The 11296-nt window shown below is 71.7% G+C and carries 5 protein-coding genes and 1 pseudogene; 2 read left to right on the top strand and 4 right to left on the bottom strand.

What is annotated here, in order from left to right; all coding sequences use genetic code 11:
* Positions 1-439: 439 nt before the first annotated feature.
* Positions 440-2602: a DEAD/DEAH box helicase gene (locus tag VIW71_RS13365; protein WP_331622371.1), complete on the bottom strand. Its 2163-nt coding sequence runs from the start codon at positions 2600-2602 to the stop codon at positions 440-442.
* The gene (gene brxD / locus VIW71_RS13360) at positions 2599-3963 is read right to left on the bottom strand and encodes a BREX system ATP-binding protein BrxD (protein WP_331622369.1); all 1365 of its coding nucleotides are present in this window, start codon (positions 3961-3963) and stop codon (positions 2599-2601) included. The genes VIW71_RS13365 and brxD overlap by 4 nt, the downstream gene beginning before the upstream one ends.
* A 162-nt stretch (positions 3964-4125) precedes the next feature.
* Between brxD and VIW71_RS13355 the strand changes: the two genes are divergently transcribed.
* Positions 4126-5955: a GmrSD restriction endonuclease domain-containing protein gene (locus VIW71_RS13355; protein ID WP_331622368.1), complete on the top strand. Its 1830-nt coding sequence runs from the start codon at positions 4126-4128 to the stop codon at positions 5953-5955.
* Between the two features lie 7 nt (positions 5956-5962).
* Complete coding sequence (locus VIW71_RS13350) at positions 5963-6994, top strand: CBS domain-containing protein (protein WP_331622366.1); 1032 nt, start codon at positions 5963-5965, stop codon at positions 6992-6994.
* Here the strand turns inward: VIW71_RS13350 and pglZ are convergent.
* Complete coding sequence (gene pglZ / locus VIW71_RS13345; RefSeq protein ID WP_331622364.1) at positions 6987-9872, bottom strand: BREX-2 system phosphatase PglZ; 2886 nt, start codon at positions 9870-9872, stop codon at positions 6987-6989. The genes VIW71_RS13350 and pglZ overlap by 8 nt on opposite strands.
* Positions 9869-11296: pseudogene (locus VIW71_RS13340) on the bottom strand (phage resistance protein); the annotation flags it as partial. The pseudogene VIW71_RS13340 and the gene pglZ, both read right to left, overlap by 4 nt.

The raw sequence follows: 11296 nt of genomic DNA, 5'->3' as shown, positions 1-11296 counted from the left end.
ATCCCCGAGGTTTCCGCTGGATCACCCGGACATTTCGGCGGGCCGATGTCGCTGGATCAGCGTATCAGACCTGGGAGAGGGGTCGGCGCGCGTGCGCCGTGCTGAGGACGGGCGGCGCGGCTGGGGCGAGAGCCGCCGCCGGCGTCGATCCCCTCGGCCCGCGCATGGCGACGCCGCGTCCGCGCTCCCCCATTGATTCACCTCTCAATATTTCGATCTACGGGAGAGTTGCGTCCGCCGGACACCTCCCCTGCGAACCGCCTTGCCCGCACTGGACCAGTGCCGGACAGCACGACCCCTGGCTGCTGCTCGCGGCCAGGGCCGATGGCGTGCGTGCCGTGATGAGCGGCACACCGGTCATGCCCGGACGGGGCGTTCTCATGGCGGGCCCGAAAGCAGGCGGCTGACGCCTGCGGCGCCTCGCCGGGTGAGGGTCTGATCAATGGCGGCGCAGGTGCAGCCGTACTGGCTCGGCCAGGGCGGCCGACGCTCCCTCGAAGTCCGCGAGGCGAGCGGCGACCGTGGCCACCGCGAGCCGTTCCGGGAGGGCGGCGGAGAACTTCAGACCCCGCACCGCGCGCCGGTCGACGTCCGGCAGGACCGGTGACTCGCCGGCGTCGGCGCGGGCCGCGTGCCACATTTCGGGCGTCAGGTCCGGACGCAGACGCACCCAGCAGTCGGTTGGTCGCTGCACCGGATCGGCGACGGCGGCAAGGGTGGCCGCGAGAGTCGCGTTCGCGCGGTAGCCAGCCCAGGTCCACCAGCGGATGTCGTCGCCCAGGCGGGTCAGCAAGGTGCCTGCGGGGTGGACGATGTCCGGGGCCTGGTCGTCCCGCCACTGGCGAAGACGTGCCTCCGCCCGCCGGGTGAGGGACACTGGCGGGTCGGCGCCGAGAAGCACCTCCCGCATGGCTCGCGCCAGCTCGTAGGACAGCCCGGCGATGCCCCCGCCCGACCACTTCGCGACACCTCCGCCGTCAGCCGGCTCCACGAAGGCGCGCTTGCGCACCCAGTCGATGAACGTCACCTGCCAGCTCCGCCCGCCGAGCAGCAGTCGTCTGGGCCCCGGACGCTCCTCGGTCAGTACGGACGGGTCGATGCGTCCGATCTCGGTGCGGCCGGACAGCACAGTGAACTGCGGCGGCGCGGTGAAGGAAGCGGTGAGGTCGATGAAATGCCGGTGCCCGAAGCGCTTTTCGGCCTCCGGGCCGATGAACAGCAGACCGCCGTCGTCATCGAGGAACCCTTCGTGGACGAGATGGCGCAGGATCGGCTCCCCGGAGCGGTCGAAGGGTGCCAGCCCGTTCCACTCCTGCTGCCACAACTGGTCTCCCAGCGTGTGCCTTTGGAGCGTCAGGGCGAGAAGCTGCTGAGCCACCAGGTGCCTGGGCTGGGGCGGTGGGGTCACTGGCTCGACCCAGCCGCGCCCCCACAGCAGCAGCAGCGCGGCGGACTGGAGCAGGGTGTCCTCGCGGGTCGCCACGAACAGGCAGTTGCGGACGCTGCCCGCGCGCCGCCCGGTGCGGCCGATGCGCTGCAGGAAGGAGGCGACCGTACCGGGGGAGTCGACCTGTATGACGCGGTCCAGGTCGCCCACGTCGATGCCGAGTTCCAGAGTCGACGTCGAGACGATCACGCAGTCGCGGGCTTCGGCGAACGCCTGCTCCGAGCGGACCCGCTCCTCGGCCGACAGGGAGGCATGGGAGAGGTAGGTGACGATGCCTCGGGCGCGCAGCGCGGCTCCGAGCTGCTCCACCTGCCGCCGCGAGTCGCAGAAGACCAGGCGCTTCTCGCCATGATGGAGCGAGGCGATGAGTTTGGCGGCGTTGTCGAGCGAGGCAACGTAGTCGAGTTCCACCTCGCCGGCGGGGGGAGAGCCCGCGGGAAGAGAACCCGAAGCGGACGAACCGTCCGCGGCGACAACGGTGGGTGCGATGACGCGTCCCCCTCGGGAGCCGGCCCCGGCGCCCTGCAGCCACGTCAGTAGATGTTGGGGATTGCCCACGGTCGCGGACAGCCCGACCCGCTGGATCGGTCGCCCGGTGATCCGCTCAAGGCGCTCCAGGACCGCGAGCAGGTGCCAGCCCCGGTCGTCGCCGGCGAACGCGTGCACCTCGTCCACGACGACCGCTCTTACGCTGCCCAGCAGATGGGCGTGGTCCGTCTTCTCCCCGATGAGCATCGCCTCAAGCGACTCGGGTGTGGTGAGCAGCAGATCCGGTGGATCGGCGCGGATGCGCCGCCGCTGGGATTCCGGAGTGTCGCCGTGCCAGATCGCCGCTCGGCGGCCGAGCCATTGGGCGTAGGTGTCGACGCGGGCGATCAGATTGTTGAGCAGGGCCCTGAGCGGGCAGAGGTAGAGCACGGAGACGGCCGGCCACCGCTGTCGCGCCATGGCGGAGAGCACGGGGAAGCAGACCGCCTCGGTCTTGCCGCCCGCTGTGGGCGCGAGGAGTACGGCGTCCTCGCCGTCCAGCAGCGGGTCGATGGCGGCTTTCTGGAGGGGACGGAGGTCGGGCCAGCCGAGCGTGTTGACGATGTGGTGGAGTACGACCGTGTCGAGGCGGTCCAGCGGGTCGCCGGGCACGTCGCCGGCCGTCATCGGACGTCCGGGTCGATGTCGATGTCGATGTCGATGTCGTCGGCGGAGAAGGCCGGGCCCGCCGCCAGATTCCTTTCCACGTCGGTGAGCTCGCTGCTCGCGACGGTGAGCCGGTAGTGCTGCCGGGGGTCGAAATCCTCGAACTGGTCGATCCGGTCGAGGACATCGCCGACCAGCTTCTTGAGGAACAGCCGCGGTGCCACGCCGACCTTGCCGCCCAGCGCGCCGCTGACAGCACGCGCCAGGTCGGCCACGTACGCGTCGTCGGCGAGCTTCCGGACGCGGTCGGGATCGGCGGCGCCCGCCTCGTAGAGGTCGCGGATGGTGCCGCCGAGGCCGACCAGCGAGTCAAGCGTGAAACCGGGCAGCCGGAGCTGCACGGCGCGCGGGTTGTCGAAGCGGGGATCGGTGGTGAAGTCGGTGGCCAGGCGCTGGGCGAGAGGGGCGAGGCGCTGGACGCCCTGGGTGCCGTCGTAGAAGGCGGGCGTGCCGGTGATCAGCAGGTAGAGGCCGGGGAACCGGCCGGAGTGCACCTCGTCGATGAGCTGCCGGAGCGCGTTGAGGGCCTTGTCGCGGGCGTCGGACCGCACCCGTTGCAGGGTTTCGACCTCGTCGAGCACGACGAACAGCCCGGAGTGCCCGGAGTCCCGCAGGACGGTCAGCAGACCTTGCAGGAAGCCGAGGGCACCGAAGTGGTCGAGATCACCGCGTACGCCCGCGGCCCGGCGCGCCGCAGCGGCCACGTGCGGCTGGCCACCGAGCCAGGCCAGTACGGCTGCGGCGGTCGGCTCGTCCCCCGCTTCGAGCGCCGCCCGGTAGCCGCGCAGCGCGGCGGCGAAGGACGGGGCGTGCCGGGACACCTCGGTCAGCCGCTGGACAAGCAACTGCTCGACGGCGGCCGGCAGTTCCTCCTCTGAAGCCCCGGCGGCGAGAGAGTCCTCCTCCAGGGCGTAGAACCACGCGTCCGCGACCGGTCGCAATGCGCTGGGCGGGAAGCTGGACGTGGCCATGCGTTCGGTGAGCCGCCGGTAAACGGTTTCCAACTTGTGCAGCGGTGTTTCGTTCTCGGAAATCTGGATCTCGGCGACGGCGAAATTGCGCCGCCTCGCACGCTCGCCCAGCCACCGGCTGAAGAACGTCTTGCCGGACCCGTACTCCCCCCGGACGGCCTTGAAGACCGACGACCCGGCCACGACCGCGTCCAGCTCGGCGTCGAGCGCCGTCTGGAAGCGCCCGAGCCCGGTGGCGAGCAGGTCAAGTCCGTTCTCCGGTACAGCGCCGCGCCGCAGGGCGTCGATGACGTCACGCCGGCGGGCGGCGCTGACGGCGGAAGCGGACTTCGGGGGACCTGATGCGCTCACCCGGACAGTGTCCCATCCGGACCATCGGCGGCCAGGCCGGACGTTACCGCGCCACAGCCGCAACGATGTGGCCGAAAGTGGGTGGGGAGGCCCTGCGGGACGGCTTTCCGACTTGACGTCCCGGACCGGTGGCGGATGGAATCCTCGGTTACGGATCAGCGCATGGGTGGGGGAAACACCGTGGGTCTCGACAGCCCCAAACTGAGCAAGGTGCTGGAGGACGTCGCCGCCGGGGTCATGCAGCTCCCGGACTTCCAGCGGGACTGGAAGTGGGACGACCAACGCATTCGGGAGTTGATCGCCACGGTGACCCTGGACTATCCGCTGGGTGTGGTGATGACCCTGGAAACCGGCGGCAGGTCCCCGTTCCGGGCCCGGACCCTGACCGGGGCGGATCAGACCACCACGGCCGTGACGCCGAATCTGCTGCTCCTGGACGGCCAGCAGCGGCTCACCTCGCTCTTCCAGGCACTCCACCTGGACCGCCCGGTCCTGACCACCGACGCGCGCAACAAGCCTGTCAAACGCTGGTACTACGTCGACATCGCCAAGGCGGTGGGCTCGCCGGCCGACCGGGACGAGGCGATCGTCTCCGTGCCGGAGGACAAGGTGCTGCGTTCGGACTTCGCGCGCAAGGTGCAACTCGACTTGAGCAGCACCGAACGGGAGTGCCAGGCCGCGCATTTCCCGCTGCACCGGGTCTTCGACGTCGACCGGATCAGCGAATGGCAGCGTGCGTTCGTCCGGCTGGACGACGCCAACTGGGGCCTGTGGTCGCGGTTCCAGGAGCAGGTGCTGAAGAACGTCCAGTCGTTCCAGATCCCGATGATCAAGCTGGACGCGAACACCACGAACGACGCGGTGTGCTCGGTGTTCGAGCGGGTGAACACCGGCGGCGTGCCGCTGGACGTGTTCGAGTTGCTGACCGCCACGTATGCGGGTGACCGCGGCTACGAGCGGAAGTACGGCGACTACTACCGCCTGCCGGAGGTGTGGCAGGGCATCAAGCGTGCTCTCAGCGCGTCCCATCCGGTGTTCGGGCCCGCGGAGAACGGCGGCAGCGACGGGCTGACCAGCAGCGACTTCCTGCAAGCCGTCGCACTCGTGCTCACCTGGGAACGCAAGCAGCAGGGCCGCGCGGCTGCCGTCTCCTGCAAGCGGCGTGATCTGCTGGAGCTGCCGCTCGCGGACTTCATCCGGCTGGCCCCACGCGTGACCTCGGCGTTCATGTGGGTGGGCAAGTTCCTTGAGAGGCAGTGCATCGTCCGCGCCGACGACCTGCCGTACCGTACGCAGCTCGTGCCGCTGGCCGCCGTACGGACGGTGCTCGAGGACGGGATCGAGGACGACTCCGTACGGATGGACCAGATCACCCGCTGGTACTGGTGCGGGGTGCTCGGCGAGATGTACAGCGGCTCCACGGAGAGCCGCTTCACCCGGGACGTGGAACAGCTCCTCGCCTGGACGGCGGACGATCCCCACGTGCTGCCGGACACGATCGCCGAGGCGGTTTTCGTCGCCTACCGGCTGGACACCCTCACCACCCGCAACAGCGCCGCCTACAAGGGGATCTACGCGCTGCTGGTCAAGCAGGGCGCGGTGGACTGGTACTACAACGAGGAGCCGCTCAATCCGAGCCTGCTGCTCCAGTACTCGGTCGGTGTCCGGCAGATCTTCCCCAAGGGCTGGTTCACCCGCAACCGGCCGGCCGACAAGCGGGCGAACTCCATCGTCAACAAGACGCCTCTGTCCTACCGGGCGAGCCGGAACATGACGGGCTCACCCGCGTCGTACCTGAAGTCGCTGGCGGCCGAGTCGGGTATCCGGCCGGAGTGGTTCGACGACGCCGTCGCCACGCACCTGGTCGATCCGGTGACCCTGCGCGAAGGCGACTTCGACGGCTTCTACGCCGACCGGTCCAAGCAGCTCCTGGAGCTGGTGAACGCGGCCATGGGCAAGCGCACCGTCTTCCGCGACCGATCGGACCGGTGAGGTGCTCATGACGGAGCCACGGACACCCGCGCAGGAAGAACTGCTGGCGCTCAAGGGCACCAATGTGCTGCTGGCCGACCTTCTGGCGCTGTTCGGCGCGCGGCGGCGCACCTACCAGACGGTGCCGGTGATCGCGGACGCGCTGCGGGCAGCCAGGCTGGCCACCGTGCCGTCCTTCGCCACCTGCGGCCAGCGGGCTCTGCTGCTCGTGGTCGCCGAGGACACGGCCGGCACCGCGGAGGAGGACGACGCCGAGGAGGGCGAGGACCTGCTGCCCGGCACGCTGCCGCAGCACTCCTTCAAGATCGGTGACATCCCCTCCGCCCGCGCGGGCCTGTCGGCTGTCGGGCCCGGCGCGGAGCTGAGCCAGGCCACGTACATCATGCTGTCCAAGAACTACTCCCAAGTCCCCGTGATCAAGGGCACGTCCGATCTCAAGGGTGTCGTCACCTGGCGTTCGATCGCCGGACAGTACGCGTCGGGCGCGATGCCCACCCTCGCCGGCGCCATGGTGAAGGACTCGCTGCCGGTCGTCGAGGTGCATCAGGAGGTCTTCGGCTACCTGCCGCTGATGACCGAGCACGGCTACCTCCTGGTGCGGGACTACACCGGGGACATCTGCGGAATCGTGACGGCCGCCGACATCACCACCCGCTTCCATGAGACCGCGCTGCCGTTCTTCCTCGTCGGTGAGATCGAGTTCCGGCTGCGCAAGTGGCTGGGGAGCAGGCTCGGCGGGGACGCCATCCGGGCGGTGCAGCCGCGCAACAGGCAGACCGGCGACATCACGGACCTGATGTTCGGCGACTACGTCAAGCTGCTCAGGACGGACCAGCCCAGTCCGGCGCTGTGCGCCAACGCCGAGGCCAACTGGCAGGCCCTGAACTGGAACACCAACCGGACGCAGTTCGTCCAGGACCTCATCAGGGTGAAGAACATCCGCAACAAGATCGCGCACTTCGACAGTGATCCGCTCACAGCTCAACGCATCGCCGAACTGAGGGAATTCTCCGGGCTGCTCAAGCAGCTCCTCATCTGAGCCCGAACTGCTCCCTCACCATCGCCTGGTTCAGCCGCAGGGTGCGCCCGTCGGGCAGGGTCTCCAGGGCCTGGACACCGTCGAAGTTCAGCAGCTGGCGCAGGACGGCGGAGAAGCCGGGTGCCCGTGCGGCCGGCTGGCCGGTGCGCTGGGCGAGGGCGGTGACCGGCAGGGTTCCGCCCGCGTCGAGCAGCTCCCGCAGCGCGGTCTCGACCTTGGCGATGTCGGGCTTGCGTGCCAGCGCGGCCCACTGGGCCTGGAAGACCTCCGAGGCCAGCAGCGCGGTGACCAGGGTATCGCCCGTGGAGACCGGGATGACCGGTTGCGCCTTGAGCAGGGCATCCAGGCCGTCGGGCACGATCTCGACCTCGAACAGCGACTGCTCGCCCGCGGCGACCCGCTCGGCGTGACGCTGCTCGGCCGCGGCCCGCTTCGCCGGTGCGGGCGCGGCCGGTGGGACGGGCGCCGGCGGCACGACGGGCACGGTCGCGGCGTCGATGTCCGCGGACCACCACGGCGGCTGCTGGCTGCCCAACTCCCGCCAGCCCTTGGGAGGTTCGGCCCCGAAGGGCAGGAAGGCCAGCACGGGGATGGCGCACTCGGCGAGCGAGGCGCCTCCGTGGTAACCCGCCTTGAGCGCGGTGTAGCGGGAGTCGGCGTCCCACAGCGCGACGATCGCGCCGCCGGTGCCGGGGGACACGACCCGCGGCCCGGCCAGCGCGATCTCGGCGTCGGCGAGCGGCCCGCCGGGCGTACGGTGGCGGGCCGACAGGGGAGCGGCCGCCTCGGCCTTCACACCGTGCCGGTCGACGACGTGCCCGTGGTCACTGGTGAGGATCACCGCCCGCCCCTGTGCCGCGGCCAGCCGCATCAGGCCGAGCAGCCCCCCTATGTCACCGGGCTTCCAGGCCGCGTCGCCGTGTTTCCGCTCCTTGGCGAGCCGGTCGTCGATGGTGTTGAGGACGACGGCCACGTGGGTGCGGTCGGCGGTCATCGCCTCGTACAGCTCTGCCCCGAACATGTCGCCGCCGCTGTCCGCGCGCAGGTCGTCCTTGTGGAAGACGGCCACTTCCTGGCCGCCCCAGAACGAGTGGCCGCCGAAGAGCGCCTTCTCGTCCCGCTGGGAGCCGGCCGTCAGGTGTCCGGCGAACAGGGAGGTACGGGAGATGGCGGTGATGGTGGGCAGGGCCGCGGCCATGCCCCGCCGGTGCGGGGAGCCCTTGACGCCGGGCAGCGGGTCGTACTCGGCCCAGTCCTGGCGCAGGTGCTCGCCGAGTTCGGCGGCGATGGCCGCGCTCATGCCGTCCAGCACGACGAGGAGCACGGGATGGCCGAAGGTCTTCACGACCGGGCCGACGACCCGCGCCAGGAACGACTCGACGGTGAGCATCGTCCCCGGATCGGTCCCGGCCGAGGTCCAGGTGGCCAGGGTGCGTGCGAAGTACCGGTCGATCTCCCGGCGCCGGGCTCGTACGGCGGCGCACAGCGTGCCGTAGGCCGCCCGCAGCTCCGGGGCCGGGTCGCCGCCCGCTTCGATGTGCTCCAACGCCAGGTCGACCCAGCCGGTTTCCCGCACGTGCCGGTCGATGCCGTCGGCGACGTGGTCCGACGCGGCGGGCGGATCGGTCGCGAGCCACCGGGCGAGGCGCTGCGCCATCCGCGCCCGCTCGATGCGGGTGTGGGCGTCCGTACGTGCCGCGAGATGGTGCCGCCGCAGCTTCCCCACGGCCGTGTCCGCCGCAGCGGCGTCCCCGTCCGTCAGGGCACGTCCGACCTCCGCGAGGCGGTGCTCAAGCCCCGCTTCCAGCACGGGACTTGTCCCGGCCGCCCGCTCGGCGCCGAACTGGCGGGTCAGGAAGGCCGCCCGGTCCAGTACCGTTGCCGAGATCCGGCGCGCCCAGTCCGCCTCCCCGCCCGATCCCGTGCGCAGGGCCAGCAGGGTGGTGACGAATTCCTCGCTCGCCCGGCCGAAGGCCCGGACCAGCGCGTCCAGCGCCTCGCCGTGCGCGGGCGGCTCATCGCCGAACCAACGCTCGGCCCGTCCGCGCGCCCGGTAGTCCTCGGCGTCCGCGCAGTCGTCCGCGTGGACCCACAGCGCCGCGCACACCAGGCCGAACGCCACCGCGTCTGACCCGTGCTCGGCCGCGACCAGGGCCAGCAGCGCCCGCCCGGCGAGCCCCGCCTGCTCCTCCTCGCCGAGGAACCGGGTCAGCCCGGCCTGCTCCGGAGCGCGCAGCGCCAGGAACCGGTCGGGCCCGCCGGGACACAGCGACCAGCGCAGCAGCGTGTGCACGTCCAGCTCGATGCTGCCCGCGGCTCCCGGGGACCGGATCTCCCCGTCCGGGTCGTACCGTCCCGCTCCGAGCCGCCGCAGTGCCAGCGCGGCCAGCGCGTGCCGCCGGGGCAGCAGGCCCTTGGCCAGTTGCGGCCAGCCGCCCGGCGGGGTCGCGTCGAGCAGAGCTTCGGCCGCCCAGTTCTCCGCGGACAGCCCGGGATCGGTGTGCTGTGCGCCGAACGCGTCGCGCACCACGTCCCAGGTGTCCACGGCGTTGACGCGCTGTTTGTGGACCCGGGCGAGGAGGTCGGCGCCGAGTTCGGCCTCCTCCCGGTCGGTCAGCACCACCAGCACCTCGGGCCCGCCCGCGGCCGGCGCGAGGTGGCCGAGCACCAGCTCGTACACGGCCAGCGGTGATTCCGCCGTGGTGACGCGCGCGCGCCGCTCACCCCAGGTCAGTTCCCGCGGCCCCTCCCAGACGGGAGCGGCCCGCAGCAGGACCGCCTTGCGTCTGCCCGCGGCCAGGCCGGACTGCGAGGCCAGGTACTGGGTGACGGTGCCGGTGGTGAGCCGCACCGCACTGGTGGAGACCGCCTGGCTCACCGGTCGTCCTCCACCACACGCCAGCTGATCTCGACGGTGGCGTCCGGTTCGCGCGCGGCCAACTCGTCCAGCTCGGCCCGCAGCTCCGCGACCGCGCGGGACGCCTTGGTACGTCCGCCGCCGGAGCGCCGCACCGGCCCGCCCGCCGTGCGCGGCGGTCGCGTCTCGGGTACGGGCGGGTGGCTGGTCGGCGTCGACAGGTCCACCGAGCCCGGCCCGGGCCGAGCTGCGGCAGGCTCGGGCTCCGCGGCTGCCCTGGCGGCTGCCGCGTCGGCCCGGCTGCGTGCTTCCATCACCGCCACGACGGCGCGCCGGGCGTCCTTCAGCGCGTCCGGCAGGCTCGCTGTGCGCTGGTCCGCACGGGCCGCACCGCGCAGGGCGTCCAGCACCGCCTCGCCCTGCGGCCCGTAGCCCGGGGCGAGCCGCAGCATGTCCCAGGCCGCGGTCGCCAGCGCGGCGGCGACACGCTCGGCCTGCTTGATCGAGGTCCCGTACCGGGAGGCCGAGGCCCCGCCGAGGTCGAAGGAGGCCAGCGTGGCCACGGTCTGCCGGGCCGTGCCGCTGCCGCCGGCCGCCCCCTTGTCGGTGGCCGACAGGGCGTCGAGCAGCGCCAGCGAGCGCCGGGCCAGGGCAAGCCGACCGGAGTCGTCGGTGTCGTCGAGACCGAGCAGCCCGGCGTGCTTCTCCAGTTCCCTTACGAGGTCGGCCGCGTGCGGTTGGTAGTCGCGCGCCTGACCGAGAATCCGCCGGGCGAACTGGCTGACGATCCGCCCGCGCCGCAGCGTCGGCGGCTTCTCGCCGAAGATCTCCTCGTACCGCCGCCTCGCCCCGTCCCACACCGTCTCGTCGGGCAGCGGCTGGGCCCGCAGCGCGTCCTGGGCCTTGATCTGGGCCGGCTCGGGCGCCGGGTCGAGCAGCGCCCCGCCGCGCACCCACACCCGGTCGTCCATCTCGGCGTAGGAGGCGATGACGAGGTTGGCGAGGTGGGGGGCCAGACCCATCGGCTCGGGCCGGTCGAGCCATTCGGTGAGCCGTACGACGGTCAGGTCGCCGGTGACGCCGCCGGTGCTGGCCTGCCGAAGGAAGTGGTCGCGCCAGCGGGTGGACAGCTCGAAGTACGCCTCCTTCTGCGTGCCGAGGCCGAGCGGCGCGGCGATGTTCCGCATCAGGGCCCGCTCCTTGGCGGGCACCTCCACCCGCCGGTCGCCGGCCTCGGTGGCGGCCCGCACCTGGGTGAAAACGGTCCGTACGTCGCCGGGCCGCACCGCGACGCCGGTGTTCTCCGGGTCGAAATCGGGGTGCGCGGGGAACTGGTGGGCCAGCAGCCTGCCCGCGATGTGCCGGGCCGCGTCCCGCAGCGGTTGCCCGAGGGACAGCTTGAGGCCGGGTACGTCCCGCAGGGGTTCGAGGTGGTCGTCGTGGCC

This window comes from Streptomyces sp. (assembly GCF_036524955.1).
Classification (GTDB): Bacteria; Actinomycetota; Actinomycetes; order Streptomycetales; family Streptomycetaceae; genus Actinacidiphila.
This window is presented reverse-complemented; position numbering and strand designations above follow the sequence as displayed.